Origin of the sequence: Variovorax atrisoli, from assembly GCF_014195185.1 — a bacterium.
Classification (GTDB): Bacteria; Pseudomonadota; Gammaproteobacteria; order Burkholderiales; family Burkholderiaceae_C; genus Variovorax; species Variovorax atrisoli.
On sequence record NZ_JACIBG010000001.1, the window covers coordinates 242934 to 262275 of the forward strand.

Genomic DNA, 19342 nt, shown 5'->3' on the forward strand with positions numbered 1-19342 from the left:
GCGCCTTGCGGCGATACGGAGTGAACAGATGCATCAGTCGACATCCCAGAAGCTGCGCCCAAGCGTCGCCAGCAGCTTGTGTGGCGTCAGCAAGGCGACATTGCTTCGCTGGGAAAAAGAGCGTCCCGGCTTTCCGAAGCCGAGTCGACCGACTCCGCGTGTGACGCTCTATGACCGCGACAGGTTGCTTGCCTTCGTGGACACACTCGGGGGCCCGACAGCGGCTGGCCAAGAGGTGCCGCGGTGACCGTTGCTACATCCAAGCCGCGTCGCTCGGCAGCGCAATCCATCGAGGCCGCGCAGATCCCGGATGCGCTCCTCCGCATCGAGGTCGTCAAGACCATCACCGGCCTAGGCGAGTCGACGATCCGAAGGAAGATGGCCTCGGCCAACTTCCCTCTACCGATCAAGGACGGCGCCCGCTGCACGCGCTGGCGCGCCGGGGACGTGACGACCTGGCTGCGCGAACGAGCAGGTGCGGCATGAGCGTGTCCTCCCAACGCACCAAGCTTCCGCTTCGGGTGTGCGGAAGCGAGTTCGACCGCACTCTGCTTAACCAGCAGCAGGCGGAGATGGTGGGCGCATTCGCGCAAGGACGCGGTCAAGCTCTGCTGCCGCCTCGGGAGTGCTGCTGCTCCGAATGCCGGACGCGATGTGTCTCAACGGTATCGCTCCTAAAGGATCGGGAAACACTTCTGCAGTGGCTTCGAAGGAACTTGCAAGCTCTTCTTTCGTGGCGATTCCTTTCGCGTCGAGCACGTTGCACAGATGCACGACAGCAGCTTGGGTGCCCGAGATGAGCGAGACGATCGTGCGGAGCTGTTCTTCGGTCATGTCCGCCCTTTCCGGCGATGGTGGTGTAGGAGCTCCCATCGTATTGCGGAAACGGGCGGGCATTCCTGATGAGCAGCGTCTTGCCTCTGGCTCGAGCCTCTGGGAGGGCGCTCGCTGATGCCGCGCACCACCATCGCTTCGGACGCCGCGGGCACCGAGCGCGCCTTCGAGCAGCTGCGCACGCGCGCGACGCGGGCCGGCCACACGCTCCACAAGCGCTTCGAGGATGGAGAGGAGTGCTACCTGGCCACCTGCTGGGGTCAGTGTCGTCGGTTCGAACGACTGGATCAGCTGAGGATCTTCGTGGACCTGGTCTGCGGCGTACTCGACGCAAAGGTGAGACGAACAGATGCCAGCTGACGTTCGAATCTCCACTGGCTTGCCCGGTCATCCCAAGACCAAGAAGTTGATCCGCAGGCTGGGCCCGCAAGCCGGCTGGAGCTTGGTGTGCCTGTTCGCGTGGGTCGCTGCCAATCGGTCGGATGGGGATCTTTCGCGCATGACGATCGAGGACATCGAGCTGGCAGCTGAGTGGGGCGGTGATCTTGACGTCTTTGGCGCTGCGCTGCGGGACGTGGGCTTCTTGGACGGTGAGCCAATGGCCTACCGAATCCACGACTGGGCCGATCACAACCCCTGGGCCAACGGTGCTGACATGCGCTCAGCAAAGGCCCGATGGAACGCAGCGAAGCGCCACCATGGCGAGCTTGAAGCTGACCGGCAGGTGCCCGAATGGGCTGCTGTCCGCAATGCTGCCAGCACGCAAAACGATGCTGCTAGCACTGCTGCTAGCAATGCACCCAGCAAGAACCCAGCATTGCTGAAAACTGACGGTAGCAATGCTCCGTCTCCGTCTCCGTCTCCGTCTCCGTCTCCGTCTCCGTCTCCGTCTCCGTCTCCGTCTCCGTCTCCGTCTCCGTCTCCGTCTGTAGAGGATTTTTGCCTGAGTGCTGACGCACCTCCGGCAGCAGGGCCTGCCAAGCCTCCAAAGCCGAAAGCTGCCGAGCAGGAAAAGCCCAAGACCGCGGACGTGTGGGAGGCCTACAGCTCGGCGTACGCCGCACGCTATGGCGTCGAGCCGCTGCGCAATGCCAAGGTCAACGGCGCCCTGGCGAACCTGCTGAAACGCATCCCGATGGATGAAGCCCCGGCGGTCGCGCGGTTCTTTGTCGGCAGCGAGGACAAGTTCTACGTCAACGCCGGCCATCCTGTCGACCTACTGCTGCGCGACTGCGAGAAGCTGCGCACGGCAACCGTCACAGGACAGCGCACAGGCGCTCCGCTCAGCCGGCACACCGGCTTCGAACAACGCAACTACGAAGGAGCGCCTGATGGCTCAATCCCAGCCTGATTCGATGCGGCCGGACGAGATGTGCCCGGAACACGGCGCCTATGACTATCGGGCCAACTGGTTGCGGCAGTGCGCGCAGTGCGAGGCTGCCGGCGATGCGCATCGAGCACGTGTGAAGCGCGAGGAGTACCGCGACGAATGCTTGCGAGAAAGCGGTCTGTTCGGCTGGCCGCTGCGCGCAACGTTCGACAACTTCACAGCGTCGTTGCCCGCCCAACGTGAAGCGGTCGCAGCCTGCCGCGCGCTGGTGGAGAAGAGCGAGGAGCGCGGCGACGTGCCTTGGCTGCTTGGGCCGCCTGGTACCGGCAAGACGCACTTGGCCAGCGCGATGGTGAACTACGTCATCCGCGAGCGCGGCCTCTCGGCGGCGATCTACAGCGCTCGCGAGATCGTGAAGATGCTGCGCGCCAGCTGGGGGAATAAGCACGCCGAGCAGACCGAGGAGGAGGTGCTCGACAGCCTCGCGTCCTTGGCTCTGCTGGTAATCGACGAGGTGGGCGTGGGCTTCGGCTCCGAGAGCGAGACAGTTCAGCTCTTCGACGTGATCGATTTGCGCTACCGGCTGGAGCGGCCGACAGCGCTCGTGTCGAATCTGACCTGGCTAGAGATCAAAGCGACGTTGGGCGAGCGGAGCTTCGATCGACTGCGCCAGGGGGCGCGCGTGGTGCCGATGACCTGGCCCAGCCACCGCGGGAGCCACTCGTGAACGCGTCTCTCAGATCAGCTGTAGGGGATCCCGATCTCGATCAGCTTGCCATCGACACCCGGGCAGCTCAGGGTGATGCGAACTGGCGGCGGTTCCCAGTCGTCGTGCAGCAGCGCGTGGACGAGCGCCTTGCCTCGCAGACCGTCGTGCACGAGCCGGTCGTGCTTGGCCAGGATGCTCAGCGGTTCATTCCACTCGTCGTAGCTGCCATCGACCAAGTCGACGGCGACCTTCACCAAACCGATTTTCTTGTTCATCGCGCGACTCTAGCGCCACGCACGACACCGCGCTCGGACATCGCCTCTTCTCGTCAAGCGCCAGCCGGCGCGCGCCATCCCGGCAAGCCGGCGCAACTTCAAGAAGTGAGCCCATGGAAGAACTGAAACTAATCGTCGGCGGCCGAGAGTTGTCCGGCTGGACCGAGGTGCGCGTAACGCGCGGCATCGAGCGTTGCCCCTCCGATTTCCAGATCGGCATGACGGAGCGATTCCCTGGGGAGCCCGATTCCTTCGTAGTGCAGCCTGGCGACCCGTGCACCGTGAGGCTGGCGGACGACCTCGTGCTGACCGGCTACGTCGATCGCGTGATCTACGGCATCGGCCCCGAACAGCATGCCATCACCGTCGTCGGACGTAGCAAGTGCGAAGACCTGGTGGACTGCTCGGCGGAATGGCCCGGCGGCCAGATCAGCGGCGCCGACGCGCTCGGCATCGCGCAGAAGCTGGCGGAGCCCTATGGGATCACGGTTTCGGCGCCCGGCAGCAAGGGTGTGCGAGTCGACCAGTTCAACTTGATGATCGGCGAGACGGCCTTCGAGATCATCGAGCGGGTGTGCCGCTACGGCGCCTTGCTGGCGTACGACCAGCCGGACGGCAACCTGCTGCTGGCCCAGGCGGGTAGCGTCACCGCGGCCAGTGGCTTCACCGAAGGCGAAAACGTCCAGAACGCGACCATGACGTTTGCGAACGACGAGCGCTTCTCCGACTACCAGTGCTTCATGCAGAGCATGGATGTGTTGGGTGACATCGGGGAGGGTGGCAACTTGCTCGCAAAGGCGAAGGACCCGCAGATTGCTCGGCGACGGACCCGAATGATCATTTCGGAAGCACCGACTGGAGGCCAGGACTTCGCCCAGAAGCGAGTCACCTGGGAAGCGAATCGCCGGATCGGGCGGGCCGCTCAGCTCAACGTGATCACCGACGGCTGGCGCGACAGCGCCGGCGCACTGTGGACCCCGAACACTCTGGTGCCGCTGTGCCTCCCGTCCCTGAAATGTGGAAGTCGGAGCGAGCCGGCGACATGGCTCATCACGGAAGTCTCCTACCGCCGCGACAACGCCGGTACCACGTGCGCGCTAACCATCATGCGGCCCGAGGCGTTCCTGCCGATCCCCATCGAACAAATGAATGTCCGCGCCGACATCCCGGCGAACCCAGGCATCGGCTGGGGCAACGAGGTTCGCCGCTAGCCCGCCCGCCGCATTCCAGTCATCCACTCAACAGGAACGTCCCATGAAACCCTCATCCTCGTATGTGATCACCCCCGAGCTGGACCGGGCAAGCGCCGCAGTTGCGGACGCCGTGGCTCTGTGCAAGCGGCTCAACGATCAACTGGGTGCCACTGCTTCCCAGATCAAAGCCCTTGAAGCCGAAGTGGAGCAGCTCACTGCGGAGCGCGCGACCGCGGAGGCAGCTTTGGCGCTCGCCGACGGCGACGAAGTGAAAGCGCTGGACAAGGCCGCTCTCCGCCTGGATACCGACCTCGGTGTCAAGGAGCGCGAACTCCGCCGCTTGCGCGCGCGCATCGCTGCTCTCGAGGTGGAAGGACCGAAGCTCCACGAGGCCGTGCGTCTCCGCGCGCAGGAGCTGGATGTCGAGTTGGGTCTCTGGAGCAACGCCGCGGCAGCAGCTCTGACGCCTGAAGTCGAAGCGGCCGCAAAGCAACTGGCTGTGGTTATCGAGAAGGCGCACGCCATCGGCGGACAGACGATGCGGGACTTCACCGATGCCGCCTACGTTCCCCGTCCGAGCGGATTCATACGCCAGCGGGTGAACGGCGGTTGGTACAACGCTGGCGCGAATCTACTCGAGCCGTCGCAAGGCCTGGGGCCCGACGCCGCGGAGATCCAGTCTCTGATTTCGCCCATTCGGCAAGCCGCGGTGAACGGGAAGGTCTACCCCGACTACGTGCCGTTGGCACGCCGGCCGGGCCCATACGTTCGCAAGGGCATCGAGGTACGCCAAGGCGGCACGCCCGCACCCGCGGCAGATCCTGCACAGCAATGAAAAGCATGGAACGTCAGTCGTTGAGAAAAGGCGGCGGCCGAGGTTCCGGCTCGGGTCCCAGCCGGCGGTGGACGCTATGCAACACCGGCAGTCAACGTCGACCGTTTTATTCCTTCTCACGTGTGGTCGGTCGGGCGTTGGCCGCGTGCTCCCCTGCGAGATGGGGAGACTTTCTTAAATCTGGCTTCAAACGCACAAGGAGTGCACATGGCTGAAATCGAAAACTCAACAGCAGGTGGCCCTCCCGTGGTCGCCGACGGCGCGGGAACCACAAGCCCACGAACAGTCACCCCAGCACGTGCCGGCACGCTGCGTGTGGGCGATCCGCTGGCATCCAGCGACGACGAACTCAACACAGACGTGTCCGCCGAGAACACGGCGCGGCAGTCCTGACCGCTACCAACTCAAAGGAATCCCATGTTTGCCATCGATGACGCCACCGCGGTCGCGGTAATGCCCACGCCCGAGGCGGCGGGCACTCCCGGCTTTTTCACCGAGGGAAATCCGGCGCTGGGCCAAGCCGCGACGTACCTGCGCGCCTCGTTCCTCAACGCGCTCATGCAGGAGCTGCTGAACGTGCTCTCTGGCGCCGGTGTGGCGCCGAGCAAGACCGCCTATGACCAGGTGCTCAAGTCGCTCCGGTCGAACGGGCTGATCACCGCGAGCGATACGGGGGCCGCGAATGCCTGCGTGCTGACGTACACGCCGGCCATCGCGGCGCTGACCGACGGCATGGTGCTTTGGTTCAAGGCGAACGCCACGAACACAGGCGCCGCGACACTCAACGTGAACGGCCTCGGCGCCAGCCCCATCGTGGGCCCCGCGCACGTCGCGCTGCAAGGCGGAGAAATCCTCGCCGGCGGCAAGTGTCAAGTCGTCTGGAGCGCCGCTCTCAGCTCATGGGTCCTGATTCAGTGCACCGGCGCTGCGCTGCAGGTGGCCGCCAGCACCCAGTCGGGACATGCCGTGCAGCGAAATCAGGCCACGATCGGCGCCACGGTGCGCAGCGTCGCCGGGTCCCGATCCTTGGGCGTGACCTACACGAACTCAACCAGTCGGTTCATGTGGGTCTACATCAGCGCCATCGCGTCCACAGCAGGCTCGAATGCGTTGAGTGCAACGGTTGGAGGAATCGGCTACATCGGTGCGTCCACCAATGGCGCGACGGCTTTGTCGGGATTCATCGCCTTCCCGGTCCCGCCGGGAGCAACCTACCAAGTCAACGCCGCGACGGGCGGATTTTCTGCATACAACAACTGGGTCGAGGTTTCCTGATCATGAAGTACTTCGTCAACACCACGGATCAGCAAGTCTTCGCCTTCGAAGACGATGTGGAGGTTATCGAGAGCGACGGCGTCTACAACTTCAATACGGCTGAAGGCGTGCCTCTGGATTCCCTCCCGGTGACGTTGGTCCCTTGTGATCCACCGCTGCCGTATGAGCCGCCACCGATGGACGCCGCAGGCGCCATCGCGGAGCGCAACGCACTGCTTGCCGCTGCTGCCCTGCGCATCGACCCGCTGAACGATGCCGTCGAGCTCGGCGACGCGACGCCAGCGGAGGTGGCCGCGTTGAAGGCCTGGAGGCAGTACCGGGTTGCGCTGAACCGCATCGAGCAACAGGCGGGTTTTCCCGCCGCTGTCGATTGGCCGAAGGCTCCCGGCTGAAGGCGCCTTTAAACGCGACAGACAACCCAATACTGGAGGTTTAGAAATGAAATTCATCGCACTCAACTCGGCGTTGACCGCTGGACCCGGAAGCATCGCCGCTCACGTGGATCCTGCAGTCAACAGCGAGGTCTTTGGCCGGCTGAAGACCCTGGCTGCACATCGCGGTGTCCCGGTGTGGCTGGGCACCGCGGTCAACGGCCTGGTGACGGTCGAGCACTCGGATCGTCACGAAGGTGTCGTGACCAACGACATCCTGCTGCAGCTGGAGAAGCTATACGAAGAGGCTGGCGAGCTCGTTGCCGCCGAAGCCAGGGCTCGAGAGGACAAGCACGCCGCCCTGGTGCAGCGCGCCTCCGAAGCGAGCGGTCTACCCGTCGACACGGTGGCGGCTTAACCGTGGCTGCGCCTAACAGAGGGCTGACCATGAAGAAACCGGCTTTCAGCTTCAAGGCCTCGCTCAGCGCCGCAGCGCGCCGGCGGGGATCGACTGCGGACAAGGTGCTGTCGAGCTTTCGCTTGGCGCACCTGTTCGGCTTCGGCAAAAAGAAGCCTGCGGCACCTCCGCCTGCGCTGGGACGCACTGCGGCGCCCGCTCAGCCGCCTGCAGCGACGAAGGCGACATCCATCCATCCCGTGTCTGCTGCGCGCAGGCCTGCCGATGAAGACGAGGAGATGCATGGATCGGGCACAATGGCGGCCGCCCGCGATCGAGAGCGTGCACGATGCGAGGCCATCGTCAATTGCGCCGCCGGGCTGAGAAACCCAGCGCTGGCCAAGAGCATTGCGTTCACCAGCAGGATGACACGCAAGGAAGGGATTGCGCTGCTGGAGAGCACGCCCGCTGCGGCAACCGTGGACAGGCGCAACCAGGCGCGCGCTGATCGCAACCCGCGCATCGGCGCGCATCCTGGCGAGTTCTCGGCGGGCCAGACAGGCGCAGCGCGGATGCATGGAGCCCTGGCAGCAGAGGCAGCGCGCACACAGACGCAGGTTCAGGTCCGCGCGAGCACCAGCACGAAGTGAGGCGCCATGCGGGCTGCTGGCCCACGCAGGGCCTGTTGAGCACCAGGTGACGCCCGCCATGTACGCGCAGCGCAGCAGCGAGGGGGTGTCACTTTGGTCACCCCCTTCACATCTCACCAAGATTGGAGGGATGTAGCAGAGGTGCATCAGATTGACGTATGGCTCAAAAGTGAGCCATCGATTCCATCGTGGGGATGGTCCAAAACTGGACCACCCCCAACCGGCTCAAAAGTGAGCCGGTAAAGGGGGCCTCACTTTGGGGGTGCCTTTGCAGGTGCCCGCAGTTTGCGGGTGCCTTGGGCGAACCTTGAGGGAGCCCCCGGGTTGGGGGCAGCTTCGGAGGGGATCGCAGCTCGCGACCTACTTCAGGATTTCGACGGGTCCTTCGGCCAGCTTGATGCATCGCGGGCATTGCGCGTCGCGTTTCTCGACCGGCTCTGAGGCCAAAAAGCAGGTAACAGGTAACAAGGTAACGCCGCAGTCGCAGCGGCAAGGTAACAAGACGAGGTAACACATGACGACGAAGGAACTGATCACCCAGGCCGAGCATGCGCGGCGCTGCAGCGTTTCGCGCAAGTCTGTGACGATCTGGAAGGAACGCGGGCAGCTGGTCCTGGTCGGCAACCTGATCGACTTCGAAGCGTCGTACAAGGGCGAGCGCTGGCACGCTTCCGCGAAGAAGGTTTTCGCGGACGATGCCGCGCAGGACGTCGCTCGTGCACCGGCCAAGCCGCCGGCCGCCGCCCGGAGCCGCCGCGCCGACCCGGGTGCTCCGGTCACGCTGTCGCGCGGCGAGGTGGTGCGCCGGCTGCGGGCGTTGGACTGGACCCAGGACTTCGATTGGTCGCAGGGTGCCCAGCGTGCGCGTGCACTGGCCGCGGCAGAGGCGGTCGGGCTACAGGCGGTCGAGTCACCCGCCGAAGACGATGGCCACTGGGGTGGTTTCCAACTGCGCAACGTCGCTCTCATGGAGCGGCGCGGCGGTCTCTGCTTCGATGCGATCGCGGCGGGCTACGGCTTCGAGCTGGAGGATGGCGACGTGCTGTTCGAGAGTCGCCAACGCCTCGACCATCCGGACGATGGCCTGGTCGACATGGACGAACCCGTCACGATCCGCCTTGATCAGCTGCCGCTGTTGGCCTATCCCTTCGGCCCGACCCACCAGAAGCCGGCCAGCTAGGTCGCGTAGTCCGCCGGGCCTGGCGTGCCGGCTACAGGGCCTGGATCTCTTGGCGCGCACGCGGTCGGGGAGGTGTCGAGGAGGTTCACAATGCGCTCCGAGGATGGAGAGTGAAATGAAAGAACGCTTGCTGAACTGGGGCACTTTGCTGAGCCTTGTTGTTTTGACATGCCTGCTGCTCGTGCACGCCCTCGCGATCTTTCCGGGCGTGACGGCGATTCGCTGGTTCTTTGTTACGTCCGCGGCCGTCTTCGGTCGCCTGGATGCGCCGACTTGGGTTCAAGCGGTCGGCTCGCTGGTTGCGATCGGGGTCGCTATCGCCGTGCCGGCAGGGCAGTTCAAGCGAGAGTCGCTGCGCCGGTCGCGCGAGAAGGCGGCCGACCGCGCTAGGTTGGTCGGCGTACATGTCGCCATCGCCGAGCGAGCGATGAGCGCGCTTGTGCGGGCGGAGGCGCACGTAGCCCGAACCGTGGGCTTCCAGGAGGACTGGAGTTCCACTACGCCTCTTGTAGATGAGGCTGACCTTGAGGTTGTTCGATTGAGTCAGCTCCCATTTCAGGATTTGCCGAGCTACGAGGAGGTCAGGACCGCCTACAACTTGCTCGATGCACTGCGTGAGGCTTCTGCAGAAATGCGTCAGCTGGCTAAGCGTCGCGACGCGGTGTTTAGTGTCTCCATGGTGGAGCGCCAGGCGTTCACCTTCGCCCTTGGGAAGGTCCAGATTTCCTACGGCGTGCTTGCAAATCAGTACGTCGCAGAGATTGCGCACGCGCAAGATCGGAAGGCTTCGGAGTGAGGTGAAACTATGGGACGACCAACCCGCACCGCCGAGCAGCTCCAGCAGATGCTGATGGAGCCGAGTAGGCCTCCTTCGTTCGCCAGCGGTAAGGCTCTTTCTTTCAAGACCTATTCGCGCGGAGGCTCGGACTTACCATACAGCGAGCCGCCCAGTCTGAGCAACCACGGTACTGCGATCACGCTAAGTACGAGTGCGATGGCGGCGAGCCAGTTGACGAAAACTAGGAACAGGACCAGTGCCACATAGTTGGCTAAAGTCAGAAGGGCAAACAAGCTTCCAGCTGCCACGAGCAAGCGGCCATTTTGGCCTGCCGTAATCGCCATCGCTCCAGTCGCCGCGCCAAGCACGAGGAACAGGGGAAATAAGAGCGCAAATGGCGCCACTGTCCAGCTCTTGCTGTATTCCTCGTTCATGAAGAAGGCGAATCCCACTGCTGCCTGCCCAAGCGACATGGTCCGTAGCGCCGTAAATGCCACGGCAGGATGCTTGGCGAGGTGACCGTTGGCAAAGGCGGTTATGAAACTGGTGAGCGTATGCGTCATCTGCTGGAGCGGTTAGATGGGTTGATCGAATCCTACGGCTATCGGACTGCAGACAGTAGGGAGGGTGAGTCGTGTTGAACGACTCTTCATGTGCGTCGTGAGCACCCTGTGCCGCGCAGCAGCAGTCGAGCGTTAGCGGCCAGGCTGCAGTAGTTTGATCAGCGCCGCACGTAGCTCTTCGCCCCGGTATCGCTCAAGCAGTACTGCCCGCCGCGTGGGCCCGTGCAGATGTTGTTCGAGCGGCATGAGCAGTCGCCTCCGACCGCAGCACGCGGAGGAGGCGCGACCAGGTTGAGCGCCGGCGCACCCAACTCGGCCGAGCAGTTCTTCTTCGAGCCGCTGATCGATCCATCATTGCAGATGAACAGCGCGCCGTTGCAACGGGCGACTCCGCCTTTGCTGCCGGAGCACGGATAGTTTGCTGCAGATGAATGCCATTGCACTGCCAACAAGCCGCAAAGGAACGAAGCCCGCAAGCAGCGGGCGCTCACGACGCTACGACTTACGGGCACTCGGGCAGGCTAAGCAGGTTGTCTACCTTCGTGTCATCGCGAACGGTGCGCAAGTACTTCTTGCCATTGCGAGTCGCGACTTCGACTTCGGCGCGGTTTAAGCCAACCTGGACAAAGAACTGATAGTCACCACGTTCAGCATGCATCACCGCACTTGCTAGGTCGAGCTTCCACCGGGTGCCGTCAGGATTTATGCCCCCCACATTGATGATGCTGTCGACCGGCGAGTCCCGGTACGGCTTGTTGATGCACTTGATTTGGATTTGACCCATGCGAAGCTCCTCGGATTTTGATTTCTTTGTCGCCGCCTTCATCGGCGGCGCCTATTACGCGCGTCTGTGGGCGATTTCAGGTGGGTAAAAACCCTTTGAATCCCATGAACTGGGGAGGAATCCGTGCTAAGGCTCTTCCGCGGCCCAGCCAGCCGAGCCCTGACTAGACGATGACATCTCCTGCAAACTGTGCGCAAGGTGCTTCTCAATTGGGCGCATGCCTCGTCAGGCGGGGGCGCGGAAGTTCATACTGAAGCCCTTACAAGCAGGAGTCGGAAATGAACCCCCAAATTGAGAAGGTTGTTCAGACGGAAACTGGCGTGCGCAATGTGCTGGAAGGGACCTTCAAAGGCATCAAGATCGAGGTGGTGACCGGTTACGACATCACTCACGACAGATGGCCCTTCCATGTTTTCTTGACGCCTGCTGGCGGTCAGAGGGCTCGGCTCTTTGATGCGCCGACGCAATACCGGGCCAACTCGATGCAGGGAGCGTTCGAACAGGGAATGCAACTGGCTGTGCATCACCTAGAGCCGCCTGAGGTAGGTTTTCAGCGTGAAGTGAAGAGGTAGCAGGCGAGGAGGCCTATGCCGACCTGCACCACTCTGCATGGATAAGGCACTGAGCGCTACCGACGTCGAGCGCGAAATTCTTCGTCGGCTGGCGCGCATCGAGACCATCCTCGTGCAGATCGTGCGCGTGCGTGGCCTGCGTCTCACACGCGCCGAGATGTGCGAGCGTCTGGGCGTCACGAGCCACACCATCACCTACCGCATGCGCCGCGGCGAGTTGCCCAAGCCAGGCGCCGACGGCAAATGGCTGCTGTCCGATGTGATCGAGTGGGAGGGGCGTGACGATTGAAGGACTGCAGGCACCCATGGCTCGGGCGTTGGATCTGAATGCTTGTGTATCGGCCCCTCGATTGCCACACGCGTCACGACGGGGTGCCCGGTCCCGCTCACGCGGAAGGGGATAGCTTCGCTGCGTAGCCAGGCGATTTGCCTCGACTTGACCTTGTAGCCGGTCAGGCGCACCAACTCCTGGTCAGTGAGAAACATGTTGGGTGTCATTGCTCCAGCACCGTGGTCATTTTTGGGGAGTTCCGGGCGGGTCGATTCTTTTGAAGCGCAGCTTGACCTGCTCATAGGCTCTGGGCGCGTTGCAGCGCGCCTGCTAGGTATTTGCGAGCGGCCTTGGAGGCCCGCCGCCTCATGGAAAATGGGTTCATGAAATCCATCCGATACATTCTCTCGACCCTGATGCTTGCGGCGAGTGGTCTAGCTCAGGCGGAGACAGCCATGGCCGGCATAGGCTCAGCGAGCTGCGATGTTTGGCTCGACGCAAGGAAAAAGCCGCAGCAGGATAGAGAGGCGATCATCGAAGGGCTGGTGCTTGCCTGGGTTCAAGGCTTTCTTTCGAGCAAGAACGCTACAGGGGCAAAAGGCAAGTCGGTCTTAGATGTACCGCCCCCCACCTCGATAGAGTTGGTCATGGACAAGATCTGCGGGGACAATCCAGATTGGAAGATCTACATAGCTGCCGATACCTTTGCGACCGTTCTCATCGACCAGTATCGAGGTAGCGGGCGCAAGTAGTCTGACGTTACTGCAGCGTCACCTCGGCGCCGTCGGCGGCCACCATGACGCCCGGCGAGGCCTCGTCGATCTCGATGGGCACGCCCATGTGCTTTTCGGGGATGGTGGTCACTCTCACGCGCGCGTCGGTCACCCAGCTGAGGCATTTCAGGTATTCGTCGCGCAGAGCTGGGCTCAGAACGAACTTCCGCGGGTAGGCGTTGTTGTGGGCTCTCCAGTGCGCGGAGAGCTTGTCTGTCATCTGCAGGTAGAGGGTCGTCATCGTGGTGCTCTCACGCGGGGCGGATCTCGACCGGCCCGATGCCGCTGTAGACCGTGGCGCCGTCCTTCAGGGACGTGACCGTCCAGCGCTCGGCGCCGTGGCCAGGCGTGACCTTGTAGTCGCCCGGCGCGAGCGGCAGGGGGCGCTCCTCGCGCGCGGTGCCGCTGTACCAGGCCGGCGTGTAAAGGATAGTGGACTCGGAGGGGAAGAATTCAGCTTGGCTCATGGCAGGATTGTCTCTTTCGCTACGGACCGCCTTGCTCGACAGGAATCACCAGCCAGACCTGTCGATACTCTGCAGTGCCATCGTTTCCGGTATCGCGCTCGATGCCGGAGAGCAAGAAGCCATTGCCTTTGTACGGCAGCAACGTTGGGTCGGTAATCCGGCCGGCTGAACGAGCTTGGGGCAGCCCCCAATTCTCGAACAACATCACTTCGGTGAGATTGCGCCCTGAATTGTTCTTGTCACGGTCGGACTCACGAATCTGCACGGACACACGCATCGGCGCTTCTCTCTGGCTGGATCTCAGTCGCAAGCCGTGGCGCATGAGGAATGTCACGTCCGCTAAGAACATCTAAGGCACCAGCGGCTCATCTTGGCTCTGTGGCTTCGGTAAAAGACCCGGCAGCTCATGCATCACCGCGCGAATGTGGTCACCGGCATTCCGATCCCAGTCGCCGTACAGGTCGCCGATGCGCGCGCAGCGCCCCGCGACCTCGTCAGCGAAATCACGCAGGGTGGGGCGCATCGGATCGTCTGGGCCGAGCTCACCGACCCTCCGCGCCATTTCCACCAGCTCAACCTCTATTTCCATCAGGTGCTCACTGGGGCAGGGCTAGAAGGGCAGGCGTCCATAGAGCGCCCTGATGCGGTCGCCTGCGTTGCCTTTTTTCGGGTGCCCGAACCCGTCGGCCGTCGCGGCGCACAACTCGACGACATTGAAAGCGAATTCCCGCAGGCCAGGATCCAGCTTGTCGCCATTCATGATGATCTCGGCGCGCGTCGCCAGCTTCTCGAACTCTCCCGAAGGGTCGCGAACGAGGTCTTCGTGATCGGCGCTGCAGCTCTTGAAGTGGACGGCGGCAATCTCTTGGGCAGGCTGGCCGCCGACGACCCGGTACAACGCGAGGCCTTGGGAGAACAGGTCTTCGTAGTCGCCATGGCCTTTGGCCAGGAGCAGCCACTCAGAGGCGAAGAGGGAGGCCCAGGCGACGTAGTCCGGCTGCGGGGTGATTTCAGGCATTTCAAGCTCCTAAAAGTACTGTATGGATTTACAGTATCTTCCCAGGGTTTATGACCGTCAACAGATTTCCCGACGCAGAATGTCAGTCATGTGTACTCGTTACATATCGCCTGAGGATCGCGAGATAGAGGCCGCCTGGTACATCGGCGCCCGCAACGCCGAGCGCTGGCTGCGCAGCATGCGGCCGATGTACACGGGGGCATTCATGCGCCGCGCCGTCGACAATACGGAGTACGAGCGCGAGATCGCGGTGGGGCAGTGGTCGCTGATTCCAGCGTGGTCGAGCAGCCACGTCCCGACGGCGCCGCCGCACAAGGGCGAGACGAAGGGCAAGGAGCTGGCCACGCACAACGCCCGCTTCGCTGGCATCGAGAAGAAGCCGGCCTTCAAGGACGCATGGAAGCTCAGCAGGCGCTGCATCATCCCGGCCTGGAGCTTCGATGAGCCGAACTGGGAGTCGGGCAAGAACCAATGGTGGCGGTTCCGCCGCGCGGACGGTCGCCCTTGGGGCCTGGCCGGCCTATGGAGTACCTGGAAGGATCTGGAGACGGAGAAGGTGTGGGAGAGCTACACCATGCTCACGATAAATGCCAACCTGCACCCGATCATGTCGCGCATGCACAGGCCCGAGATCGACAGGGCGACCAAGAAGCCGCTCGAAGTGCAGGACAAGCGCTCGGTGGTCGCGATCGAGGAGCACGACTTCGACCGATGGCTGACGTGCACGCCGGAAGAAGCGCGAGAGATGGTGCATCTGATCCCCGTCGACCTGATCGATGCGGGCCCTGCGGCGGCCCAGGAACCACGAGAGGAAACAGCGGCGGCGGTGTCGAGCGCCGATACCGAAGATCTGCCGTTCTGAGGGAGTGCTACCGGGGACGCCGACTGCCAGATCGCCTTCTGGCCCTTTAACTCTGTCGCGCAAACGACCTACTTCGAGTGCCCTAAAACAGGCAGAATTCGCGCAAACGTTGAGGAATTCGCGCGATGGAGGATGTGCTGCATGAACAATTTTGGTGGGCTATGTTCAACATCGTCTTTCCCTCGGCCCCGCTCTTTGCCTTGCTTCTCATAAAAAAGGTAAGTTCACTCGATGGGACGGAAGCCCGAAAATTGACTGAGGTTTGGGCTGAGGTGGTCGCGGATGGGCAACTTTGCTTTTATGCGGCTGCGATCACTGTAGCGTCTATGTCGGAAACCCTGCTACCTGCGATGAAGGTGTCGCCTTTTTTTGCGGTGCAGCTAATCTTGGCCTCTGTCGCTACCGTGGTGTTTGCGATTTTTAACACCGTTCACAACGTTGGCAAAGGATCGTCAAACACAAAAATCTTGTGCTTTTGGTCAAATTGGCTTGCTGGTTGTGCGGTTGTCAGTGCATTGGGAAATCACATCTATCATGAACTTCCACGGTTCTCTGCTGCCCTTGGCTAAGGCGCTCATCGTCGCATCCGTGGGGGCCTTGACCTCAACAATGGCGACGATCGCTCTTGGCCATGCTTCAGAAGCAAACTTGGTCGCAGCAGGTGTAGCGGCTCTTGCTGGAGTTGGATCTTTTCTTGTTTTCAAATTGAACGGGCATCTAGGCCTGACAGTGCTCGTCGCCGAACTTGCACGCAGGATCAGTGCGCTCTCGTCTCGTCACCAGAACGACTTCGAACACTCGACTCCACCAAGGTGACTCTCAGACTGTCAGCAATCTGACAAGCCATGTGGGTAGCGGAGGCTGGTCAGTCAGTGCAGTTGCGTAGCAGCGGCGGTATCAGGCAATTCGGACTCTTTCGCCAGATCACCTTAACCTTGGTGCTCGTATTTGGAGCGCTCACGCCCTCGCAAACCCATCCTGATCAAGTACGGTCAAAGCGGGGGAACGGACGGGGGAACGTCTGGTATGCCAATTTGAGGAATCGAACGCTGGTGCGCCCTGCAGCTCGTCCTTCAATCCCCTCCGGGGCCAACTTTCATCCCGCGCAGTTCCAGCTCCTGGCTTCCGGCCTGTGCGGGTGAGTCATCGGCCTTCCGCATCCCCTCAGGGGCACCTTCGCGCGCATCCCGCGGCGCAGATACAAACGAAAAATGCACACAGCCCGCAATGTGACTGTGTGCATTTCGATTTTTTGGTCGGGGCGAAAGGATTCGAACCTTCGACCCTCTGGTCCCAAACCAGATGCGCTACCAGGCTGCGCTACACCCCGACAAGCCTTCTATTCTAGCCCGGATAAAGGGGCTCTCAGCGTTTCTCGTAATGAGTCTTGCCGAAAAGAATCTCCCGTTCCTTGTCGCCGGTGATCGGCTTGCGCAGGTCTGCGAGCACCTTCACCCCGCGCTGCACCGCCGGGCGCGCGGCGATGCCGTCGAACCAATCCTTCAGATGGGGGAAGTCGGTGAGGGTGATGCCCTGGTTTTCCCAGCTGCGCAGCCACGGGAAGATGGCGATGTCGGCGATCGAGTAGCTCTTGCCGGCGATGAACTTGCTCCGCGACAGCTGCTTGTCGATCACGCCGTACAGGCGCCTGGCTTCGTTGCTGTAGCGGTCGATCGCGTAGGCGATCTTCTCGGGGGCGTACATGCGAAAGTGATGCGCCTGTCCGAGCATGGGACCGACGCCGCCCATCTGGAACATCAGCCACTGAAGCACTTCGTAGCGCTCGCGGTCACCGCTCGGCAGGAACTTGCCGGTCTTGCCCGCGAGGTAGACGAGGATGGCGCCGGACTCGAAGAGAGAGATCGGCTTGCCGTCCGGACCATCGGGGTCGGTGATGGCGGGGATCTTGTTGTTGGGGCTGATCTGCAGGAAGTCTGGCGCGAACTGGTCGCCCTTGCCAATGTTCACGGGGTGCGCGCGATACGGCAGGCCGCACTCCTCGAGCATGATGTGGATCTTGTGGCCGTTGGGTGTGGGCCAGGAATAGACGTCGATGGGCGATGCGGGCATGTTGTCTGGCTCTCCGGTGCGGGATGTGTTGGATGCGAGGCCGGCAGCATATACGTGCGAATCCAGGCGCGTGCAGGCGCGGGAATTCGCGGTGTGGCTGGCGAATTGCGGGAGCTCTCAGCCGACCTGCCGCTGGTGCGCGTTGCACCACATCCAGCTCTCGCCGGGTTCGAGCGACTGGATGACCGGGTGGCCTTCGGCATGCGAATGCCGCGTCGCGTGACGGTTCTTCGACGAGTCGCAGCAGCCGATGTGTCCGCAGTGCACGCAAAGACGCAGGTGCACCCAGGTGTCGCCCGTCTTCAAGCAGTCTTCGCAGCCGCGATGCTGCTGCGCATGAGGCTGCGCGATCTCGGCAGGCACGTGGTCGCAGGGTTTGATGGACAACTTTGAACTCCTTCTTCTCTATTTGTGTGCAGCCGACGCCCGTCAGGCGACTGCCGAGGCCTGCGAAAGGTGCTGGTGGATCTGGGCGACCGCGGCGGCGCCTTCGCCGATGGCGCCGCCCACGCGCTTGACCGAGCCGGAGCGCACATCCCCCACGGCGAAGACGCCGGGCACGCTCGACTCGAGCACCGCGGATGGCTGCGCCGGAAAGCCGCGGCTGGCGGCGTTGCCGGTCAGCACGAAGCCATGCTTGTCGACCGCCACGCCGCAGCCTTCGAGCCACGAGGTTTCCGGTTCCGCGCCGACGAAAAGGAAGATGTTGCGCGCCGCGCAGTCATGTTCCTTGCCGGAGGTGTGACAGCGCCATGTCGCGCCGGTCAGGCCTTCGTCGGAGCCGCCATGAAGGCGCACGAGTTCCGTGTGCGGCTGCAAAGAGATGTTGGGCGTGGCCTCGATCCGGTCGATCAGGTAGCGCGACATGCTGGCAGCGAGCGACGGCCCGCGCACCAGCACGTTGACCTTAGCCGCATGGCGCGACAGGAACACCGCGGCCTGTCCGGCCGAATTGCCGCCTCCGACCAGCGCGACCTCCTGCTGCGCGCAGATCTTCGCCTCGATGGCGGAGGCCCAGTACCAGACGCCGCGGCCTTCGAATTCGGCAAGGCGCGGGACGTCGGGGCGGCGGTAGCGAGCGCCGCTGGCGATGACCACCGTGCGCGCGCGGATCATTCGGCCGTCGGCAAGCTCGACGGCAAGGCTCTTGAGCGGGTTGTCGCGCGAGCAGTCGAGCGATGCGACCTTGGCCGGGATCAGCATCTCGACGCCGAACTTCTGCGCCTGCACGAAGGCGCGGCCCGCGAGCGCCTGCCCGGAGATGCCGGTAGGAAAGCCCAGGTAGTTCTCGATGCGCGCGCTGGCGCCGGCCTGGCCGCCGAATGCCCGGCAGTCGAGCACGATCACGCGAAGCCCCTCGGACGCCGCATACACCGCGGTCGCCAGCCCGGCAGGCCCGGCGCCGACGACGGCCACGTCGTAGAGCTCGTTGCGCTCGGCGGTGTCGACCATGCCCAGGCAGCGCGCCAGCGCATCGTCGCTCGGGTTGACCAGCACAGAGCCGTCCGGGCAGACGGCGAGCAGCTTGCAGGCGCCGTATTGCTCGAGCAGCGCGGCGGCGTCGGGGTCGTGCGCTGCGTCGACGAGGTGATAGGGATAGCCGTTGCGGCGCAGGAAGTTCTCGAGCCGGGCCATGTCGGGCGACTGCGGCTGCCCGATCAGCACCGGCCCGCTGGCGCCCGACTCGATCAACGCCACGCGCCGCAGGATCAGCGCGCGGGTGATGCGCTCGCCAAGGTCCGCTTCGGCCACCAGCAGCGCGCGCAGCTGCGCGGGCGAAACCAGCAGCGCCTCCACGTCTTCGTCGGCGTGGCCGTCGACGAGGGCAGGGCGGCCGCTCAGCTGGCCGACCTCGGCGAGGAATTCGCCCGGCCCCTGCCGTGCGATCGGCACCACATGCCCGAGGCCGTCACGTTGCGTGACAGCCACGACGCCCTTGAGCAGCACGAACATGCCAGGGCCCGTTTCACCTGCGGTGAACAGCCTCGTGCCGCGTGGGAACTGCTGGACGGTGCCGAAGCGTGCGATGCGCGCAATCTCGGTGTCACTGAGCACCGGGAAAGTCTGGTGAAGGCGGCTGCTGTCTGTGCCGGCGGGGGCAGGTGTGGCCATGAGGTCGAACTCCATTTCGCGGA

At 63.2% G+C, this 19342-nt stretch carries 31 protein-coding genes and 1 tRNA gene; 18 read left to right on the top strand and 14 right to left on the bottom strand.

Annotated features, from left to right (window positions below; all coding sequences use genetic code 11):
• Positions 1 to 243 precede the first annotated feature (243 nt).
• A complete protein-coding gene (locus FHY06_RS01195; RefSeq protein ID WP_184602920.1) occupies positions 244 to 486 on the top strand; it encodes a helix-turn-helix transcriptional regulator in 243 nt (80 codons plus the stop codon).
• A gap of 66 nt (positions 487 to 552) precedes the next feature.
• Here FHY06_RS01195 and FHY06_RS01200 read toward each other — a convergent pair whose 3' ends face one another.
• Positions 553 to 834, bottom strand: coding sequence for a hypothetical protein (locus FHY06_RS01200; protein ID WP_184602922.1), 282 nt, complete (start codon positions 832 to 834; stop codon positions 553 to 555).
• A 117-nt stretch (positions 835 to 951) separates the two neighbouring features.
• Between FHY06_RS01200 and FHY06_RS01205 the strand changes: the two genes are divergently transcribed.
• The 3 genes from FHY06_RS01205 (at position 952) to FHY06_RS01215 (ending at position 2891) form a co-directional block, all read left to right on the top strand.
• Positions 952 to 1194, top strand: a complete 243-nt coding sequence (locus FHY06_RS01205) for a hypothetical protein (protein ID WP_184602924.1) — start codon at positions 952 to 954, stop codon at positions 1192 to 1194.
• Positions 1195 to 1333: 139 nt separating this feature from the next.
• The gene (locus FHY06_RS01210; protein ID WP_184602926.1) at positions 1334 to 2185 is read left to right on the top strand and encodes a hypothetical protein; all 852 of its coding nucleotides are present in this window, start codon (positions 1334 to 1336) and stop codon (positions 2183 to 2185) included.
• Positions 2166 to 2891 (top strand): ATP-binding protein, encoded by a 726-nt coding sequence (locus FHY06_RS01215; protein WP_184602929.1) that lies wholly within the window; start codon positions 2166 to 2168, stop codon positions 2889 to 2891. The genes FHY06_RS01210 and FHY06_RS01215 overlap by 20 nt, the downstream gene beginning before the upstream one ends.
• A gap of 14 nt (positions 2892 to 2905) precedes the next feature.
• Here the strand turns inward: FHY06_RS01215 and FHY06_RS01220 are convergent, their stop codons facing one another.
• Positions 2906 to 3148, bottom strand: a complete 243-nt coding sequence (locus tag FHY06_RS01220; RefSeq protein ID WP_184602930.1) for a hypothetical protein — start codon at positions 3146 to 3148, stop codon at positions 2906 to 2908.
• Between the two features lie 113 nt (positions 3149 to 3261).
• On the opposite strand from FHY06_RS01220, the gene FHY06_RS01225 reads away from it, so the two are divergent.
• The 9 genes from FHY06_RS01225 (at position 3262) to FHY06_RS01265 (ending at position 9845) form a co-directional block, all read left to right on the top strand.
• Positions 3262 to 4359 (top strand): phage baseplate assembly protein, encoded by a 1098-nt coding sequence (locus FHY06_RS01225; RefSeq protein ID WP_184602932.1) that lies wholly within the window; start codon positions 3262 to 3264, stop codon positions 4357 to 4359.
• A gap of 43 nt (positions 4360 to 4402) precedes the next feature.
• Positions 4403 to 5176, top strand: a complete 774-nt coding sequence (locus tag FHY06_RS01230) for a hypothetical protein (RefSeq protein ID WP_184602935.1) — start codon at positions 4403 to 4405, stop codon at positions 5174 to 5176.
• Positions 5177 to 5383: 207 nt separating this feature from the next.
• Positions 5384 to 5569, top strand: a complete 186-nt coding sequence (locus FHY06_RS01235; protein WP_184602937.1) for a hypothetical protein — start codon at positions 5384 to 5386, stop codon at positions 5567 to 5569.
• Between the two features lie 24 nt (positions 5570 to 5593).
• On the top strand, positions 5594 to 6451 hold the full coding sequence (locus FHY06_RS01240; protein WP_184602939.1) for a hypothetical protein: 858 nt from the start codon (positions 5594 to 5596) through the stop codon (positions 6449 to 6451).
• A gap of 2 nt (positions 6452 to 6453) precedes the next feature.
• The gene (locus tag FHY06_RS34715) at positions 6454 to 6843 is read left to right on the top strand and encodes a tail fiber assembly protein (RefSeq protein WP_221404087.1); all 390 of its coding nucleotides are present in this window, start codon (positions 6454 to 6456) and stop codon (positions 6841 to 6843) included.
• Positions 6844 to 6889: 46 nt separating this feature from the next.
• Positions 6890 to 7240, top strand: coding sequence for a hypothetical protein (locus FHY06_RS01250; protein ID WP_184602941.1), 351 nt, complete (start codon positions 6890 to 6892; stop codon positions 7238 to 7240).
• 29 nt (positions 7241 to 7269) lie between these two features.
• The gene (locus FHY06_RS01255) at positions 7270 to 7869 is read left to right on the top strand and encodes a hypothetical protein (RefSeq protein WP_184602943.1); all 600 of its coding nucleotides are present in this window, start codon (positions 7270 to 7272) and stop codon (positions 7867 to 7869) included.
• Between the two features lie 514 nt (positions 7870 to 8383).
• On the top strand, positions 8384 to 9049 hold the full coding sequence (locus tag FHY06_RS01260; RefSeq protein ID WP_184602945.1) for a hypothetical protein: 666 nt from the start codon (positions 8384 to 8386) through the stop codon (positions 9047 to 9049).
• 115 nt (positions 9050 to 9164) lie between these two features.
• Positions 9165 to 9845 carry a hypothetical protein gene (locus FHY06_RS01265; protein WP_184602947.1) on the top strand — a complete coding sequence of 227 codons (681 nt, stop codon included), beginning with the start codon at positions 9165 to 9167 and terminating at the stop codon, positions 9843 to 9845.
• 110 nt (positions 9846 to 9955) lie between these two features.
• Here FHY06_RS01265 and FHY06_RS01270 read toward each other — a convergent pair whose 3' ends face one another.
• The gene (locus FHY06_RS01270) at positions 9956 to 10390 is read right to left on the bottom strand and encodes a hypothetical protein (protein WP_184602949.1); all 435 of its coding nucleotides are present in this window, start codon (positions 10388 to 10390) and stop codon (positions 9956 to 9958) included.
• A 502-nt stretch (positions 10391 to 10892) separates the two neighbouring features.
• Positions 10893 to 11216: a DUF3892 domain-containing protein gene (locus tag FHY06_RS01275; protein ID WP_221404088.1), complete on the bottom strand. Its 324-nt coding sequence runs from the start codon at positions 11214 to 11216 to the stop codon at positions 10893 to 10895.
• A gap of 236 nt (positions 11217 to 11452) precedes the next feature.
• Here FHY06_RS01275 and FHY06_RS01280 point away from each other — a divergent pair, with 236 nt between their 5' ends.
• Positions 11453 to 11746: a hypothetical protein gene (locus tag FHY06_RS01280; protein WP_184602951.1), complete on the top strand. Its 294-nt coding sequence runs from the start codon at positions 11453 to 11455 to the stop codon at positions 11744 to 11746.
• Positions 11747 to 11783: 37 nt separating this feature from the next.
• Positions 11784 to 12035 (top strand): helix-turn-helix transcriptional regulator, encoded by a 252-nt coding sequence (locus tag FHY06_RS01285; RefSeq protein ID WP_184604156.1) that lies wholly within the window; start codon positions 11784 to 11786, stop codon positions 12033 to 12035.
• On the opposite strand, the gene FHY06_RS35130 is transcribed toward FHY06_RS01285, so the two are convergent.
• Positions 11942 to 12319: a DUF4224 domain-containing protein gene (locus FHY06_RS35130; RefSeq protein ID WP_409327432.1), complete on the bottom strand. Its 378-nt coding sequence runs from the start codon at positions 12317 to 12319 to the stop codon at positions 11942 to 11944. The genes FHY06_RS01285 and FHY06_RS35130 overlap by 94 nt on opposite strands.
• An 81-nt stretch (positions 12320 to 12400) precedes the next feature.
• On the opposite strand from FHY06_RS35130, the gene FHY06_RS01295 reads away from it, so the two are divergent.
• Positions 12401 to 12769 carry a hypothetical protein gene (locus FHY06_RS01295; RefSeq protein WP_184602955.1) on the top strand — a complete coding sequence of 123 codons (369 nt, stop codon included), beginning with the start codon at positions 12401 to 12403 and terminating at the stop codon, positions 12767 to 12769.
• A gap of 7 nt (positions 12770 to 12776) precedes the next feature.
• Here the strand turns inward: FHY06_RS01295 and FHY06_RS01300 are convergent, their stop codons facing one another.
• From FHY06_RS01300 to FHY06_RS01320, 5 genes are read right to left on the bottom strand one after another with little or no spacing between them, the layout of a single operon-like run.
• Positions 12777 to 13031 (bottom strand): hypothetical protein, encoded by a 255-nt coding sequence (locus FHY06_RS01300; RefSeq protein WP_184602957.1) that lies wholly within the window; start codon positions 13029 to 13031, stop codon positions 12777 to 12779.
• Positions 13032 to 13041: 10 nt separating this feature from the next.
• Positions 13042 to 13257, bottom strand: a complete 216-nt coding sequence (locus FHY06_RS01305) for a hypothetical protein (RefSeq protein WP_184602959.1) — start codon at positions 13255 to 13257, stop codon at positions 13042 to 13044.
• Between the two features lie 19 nt (positions 13258 to 13276).
• The gene (locus tag FHY06_RS01310) at positions 13277 to 13606 is read right to left on the bottom strand and encodes a hypothetical protein (protein ID WP_184602962.1); all 330 of its coding nucleotides are present in this window, start codon (positions 13604 to 13606) and stop codon (positions 13277 to 13279) included.
• Positions 13607 to 13846 (bottom strand): hypothetical protein, encoded by a 240-nt coding sequence (locus FHY06_RS01315; RefSeq protein ID WP_132751615.1) that lies wholly within the window; start codon positions 13844 to 13846, stop codon positions 13607 to 13609. It abuts the gene before it with no gap.
• Between the two features lie 21 nt (positions 13847 to 13867).
• Positions 13868 to 14275: a hypothetical protein gene (locus FHY06_RS01320; protein ID WP_184602964.1), complete on the bottom strand. Its 408-nt coding sequence runs from the start codon at positions 14273 to 14275 to the stop codon at positions 13868 to 13870.
• A gap of 88 nt (positions 14276 to 14363) precedes the next feature.
• Between FHY06_RS01320 and FHY06_RS01325 the strand changes: the two genes are divergently transcribed.
• Both FHY06_RS01325 and FHY06_RS01330 read left to right on the top strand, forming a co-directional pair.
• Positions 14364 to 15137, top strand: coding sequence for an SOS response-associated peptidase (locus tag FHY06_RS01325; RefSeq protein WP_184604075.1), 774 nt, complete (start codon positions 14364 to 14366; stop codon positions 15135 to 15137).
• Positions 15138 to 15262: 125 nt separating this feature from the next.
• Positions 15263 to 15706: a hypothetical protein gene (locus tag FHY06_RS01330; protein ID WP_184602966.1), complete on the top strand. Its 444-nt coding sequence runs from the start codon at positions 15263 to 15265 to the stop codon at positions 15704 to 15706.
• A gap of 684 nt (positions 15707 to 16390) precedes the next feature.
• On the opposite strand, the gene FHY06_RS01335 is transcribed toward FHY06_RS01330, so the two are convergent.
• The 4 genes from FHY06_RS01335 to FHY06_RS01350 form a co-directional block, all read right to left on the bottom strand.
• Positions 16391 to 16467: transfer RNA gene (locus FHY06_RS01335), tRNA-Pro, on the bottom strand.
• 35 nt (positions 16468 to 16502) lie between these two features.
• Positions 16503 to 17207, bottom strand: a complete 705-nt coding sequence (locus FHY06_RS01340) for a glutathione binding-like protein (RefSeq protein WP_184602968.1) — start codon at positions 17205 to 17207, stop codon at positions 16503 to 16505.
• Between the two features lie 117 nt (positions 17208 to 17324).
• Positions 17325 to 17594 carry a UBP-type zinc finger domain-containing protein gene (locus tag FHY06_RS01345; RefSeq protein WP_126184303.1) on the bottom strand — a complete coding sequence of 90 codons (270 nt, stop codon included), beginning with the start codon at positions 17592 to 17594 and terminating at the stop codon, positions 17325 to 17327.
• 42 nt (positions 17595 to 17636) lie between these two features.
• Complete coding sequence (locus FHY06_RS01350) at positions 17637 to 19319, bottom strand: FAD-dependent oxidoreductase (RefSeq protein ID WP_260309432.1); 1683 nt, start codon at positions 19317 to 19319, stop codon at positions 17637 to 17639.
• Between the last annotated feature and the right edge of the window lie 23 nt (positions 19320 to 19342).

Bases quoted from the DNA above. Each gene is read 5' to 3' on its own strand.
- FHY06_RS01280 (WP_184602951.1), top strand. From the start codon at position 11,453: ATGAACCCCCAAATTGAGAAGGTTGTTCAGACGGAAACTGGCGTGCGC.
- FHY06_RS01270 (WP_184602949.1), bottom strand. From the start codon at position 10,390: ATGACGCATACGCTCACCAGTTTCATAACCGCCTTTGCCAACGGTCAC.
- FHY06_RS01255 (WP_184602943.1), top strand. From the start codon at position 7,270: ATGAAGAAACCGGCTTTCAGCTTCAAGGCCTCGCTCAGCGCCGCAGCG.
- FHY06_RS01210 (WP_184602926.1), top strand. From the start codon at position 1,334: ATGACGATCGAGGACATCGAGCTGGCAGCTGAGTGGGGCGGTGATCTT.
- FHY06_RS01285 (WP_184604156.1), top strand. From the start codon at position 11,784: ATGGATAAGGCACTGAGCGCTACCGACGTCGAGCGCGAAATTCTTCGT.
- FHY06_RS01250 (WP_184602941.1), top strand. From the start codon at position 6,890: ATGAAATTCATCGCACTCAACTCGGCGTTGACCGCTGGACCCGGAAGC.
- FHY06_RS01295 (WP_184602955.1), top strand. From the start codon at position 12,401: ATGAAATCCATCCGATACATTCTCTCGACCCTGATGCTTGCGGCGAGT.
- FHY06_RS01230 (WP_184602935.1), top strand. From the start codon at position 4,403: ATGAAACCCTCATCCTCGTATGTGATCACCCCCGAGCTGGACCGGGCA.
- FHY06_RS01330 (WP_184602966.1), top strand. From the start codon at position 15,263: ATGGAGGATGTGCTGCATGAACAATTTTGGTGGGCTATGTTCAACATC.
- FHY06_RS01205 (WP_184602924.1), top strand. From the start codon at position 952: ATGCCGCGCACCACCATCGCTTCGGACGCCGCGGGCACCGAGCGCGCC.
- FHY06_RS01310 (WP_184602962.1), bottom strand. From the start codon at position 13,606: ATGTTCTTAGCGGACGTGACATTCCTCATGCGCCACGGCTTGCGACTG.
- FHY06_RS34715 (WP_221404087.1), top strand. From the start codon at position 6,454: ATGAAGTACTTCGTCAACACCACGGATCAGCAAGTCTTCGCCTTCGAA.
- FHY06_RS01200 (WP_184602922.1), bottom strand. From the start codon at position 834: ATGACCGAAGAACAGCTCCGCACGATCGTCTCGCTCATCTCGGGCACC.
- FHY06_RS01315 (WP_132751615.1), bottom strand. From the start codon at position 13,846: ATGGAAATAGAGGTTGAGCTGGTGGAAATGGCGCGGAGGGTCGGTGAG.
- FHY06_RS01275 (WP_221404088.1), bottom strand. From the start codon at position 11,216: ATGAAGGCGGCGACAAAGAAATCAAAATCCGAGGAGCTTCGCATGGGT.
- FHY06_RS01300 (WP_184602957.1), bottom strand. From the start codon at position 13,031: ATGACGACCCTCTACCTGCAGATGACAGACAAGCTCTCCGCGCACTGG.
- FHY06_RS01265 (WP_184602947.1), top strand. From the start codon at position 9,165: ATGAAAGAACGCTTGCTGAACTGGGGCACTTTGCTGAGCCTTGTTGTT.
- FHY06_RS01340 (WP_184602968.1), bottom strand. From the start codon at position 17,207: ATGCCCGCATCGCCCATCGACGTCTATTCCTGGCCCACACCCAACGGC.
- FHY06_RS01325 (WP_184604075.1), top strand. From the start codon at position 14,364: ATGTGTACTCGTTACATATCGCCTGAGGATCGCGAGATAGAGGCCGCC.
- FHY06_RS01305 (WP_184602959.1), bottom strand. From the start codon at position 13,257: ATGAGCCAAGCTGAATTCTTCCCCTCCGAGTCCACTATCCTTTACACG.
- FHY06_RS01235 (WP_184602937.1), top strand. From the start codon at position 5,384: ATGGCTGAAATCGAAAACTCAACAGCAGGTGGCCCTCCCGTGGTCGCC.
- FHY06_RS01225 (WP_184602932.1), top strand. From the start codon at position 3,262: ATGGAAGAACTGAAACTAATCGTCGGCGGCCGAGAGTTGTCCGGCTGG.
- FHY06_RS01320 (WP_184602964.1), bottom strand. From the start codon at position 14,275: ATGCCTGAAATCACCCCGCAGCCGGACTACGTCGCCTGGGCCTCCCTC.
- FHY06_RS01260 (WP_184602945.1), top strand. From the start codon at position 8,384: ATGACGACGAAGGAACTGATCACCCAGGCCGAGCATGCGCGGCGCTGC.
- FHY06_RS01220 (WP_184602930.1), bottom strand. From the start codon at position 3,148: ATGAACAAGAAAATCGGTTTGGTGAAGGTCGCCGTCGACTTGGTCGAT.
- FHY06_RS35130 (WP_409327432.1), bottom strand. From the start codon at position 12,319: ATGAGCAGGTCAAGCTGCGCTTCAAAAGAATCGACCCGCCCGGAACTC.
- FHY06_RS01240 (WP_184602939.1), top strand. From the start codon at position 5,594: ATGTTTGCCATCGATGACGCCACCGCGGTCGCGGTAATGCCCACGCCC.
- FHY06_RS01350 (WP_260309432.1), bottom strand. From the start codon at position 19,319: ATGGCCACACCTGCCCCCGCCGGCACAGACAGCAGCCGCCTTCACCAG.
- FHY06_RS01215 (WP_184602929.1), top strand. From the start codon at position 2,166: ATGGCTCAATCCCAGCCTGATTCGATGCGGCCGGACGAGATGTGCCCG.